The 700-nt window shown below is 44.9% G+C and carries 1 protein-coding gene; it reads right to left on the reverse strand.

Annotation, left to right across the window (positions count from 1 at the left end):
* Positions 1–350: extracellular solute-binding protein (locus FJQ58_RS33130; RefSeq protein ID WP_139990577.1), on the reverse strand; the 350-nt coding region annotated here is incomplete at its 3' end.
* Between the last annotated feature and the right edge of the window lie 350 nt (positions 351–700).

The following is a 700-nucleotide window of genomic DNA, read 5'->3' on the forward strand; positions in this document are numbered from 1 at the left end:
AAGCCGTCAACGAAGCCGTTTGGAATTCCTGCAATAATATCCTTCAGGCCAGGAGCAGTGAACGTTGTTTGCAGATAAGCATCCCATACTTCACGGTCATTAAGCAGCGGCATCGTAACAATCGGTGTCTCGATATTGTTGATGCGCTCCAACCAGCCATCTTTGGAATAAGTAAGGAATTTAATGAATTCCATTGCTTCTTTCGGGTGCTTCGTGTTCTGTGCCATACCGATGTAGTCGGTAATCAATGGAACGCGTTGTCCATCTTTGCCTGGAATCGGCAGGAAGTCCCATTTGAATTTGGCATTCTTCTGCACATCGGCAAATGCCCAGTTCGCATCGATTTTCATGCCGACTNATCGACAGATGACTTATCGTTATACACGACTTTATTTATCCAGTGAATAGCATCGGAGAAAGCAGGCTTGTCGAAGTTGAATTGCGTACCGTCGAATGTCAACCATCCCAGCTTCGAGTCGAATTGTGGCACAAACATTTCACGAGCGCCTAACAGATTCTCTACTCCGTATTGGTGATCGCTTGGCTTCGTCAATTTTTTAGCAATTTTCTCGAACTCGTCGATCGTCCAGTCTGCTTTCGGCAGAGGAATATTTTCTTTGTTGAACAAGTCAATGTTGATGAGAACACCTTGAGCGAACAATTGGTGAGGCAGAACAAATTGTTTACCGTTGTACTGTCC

It is taken from the genome of Paenibacillus paridis (assembly GCF_006345825.1).
In the GTDB taxonomy this organism is placed as follows: Bacteria; Bacillota; Bacilli; order Paenibacillales; family Paenibacillaceae; genus Pristimantibacillus; species Pristimantibacillus paridis.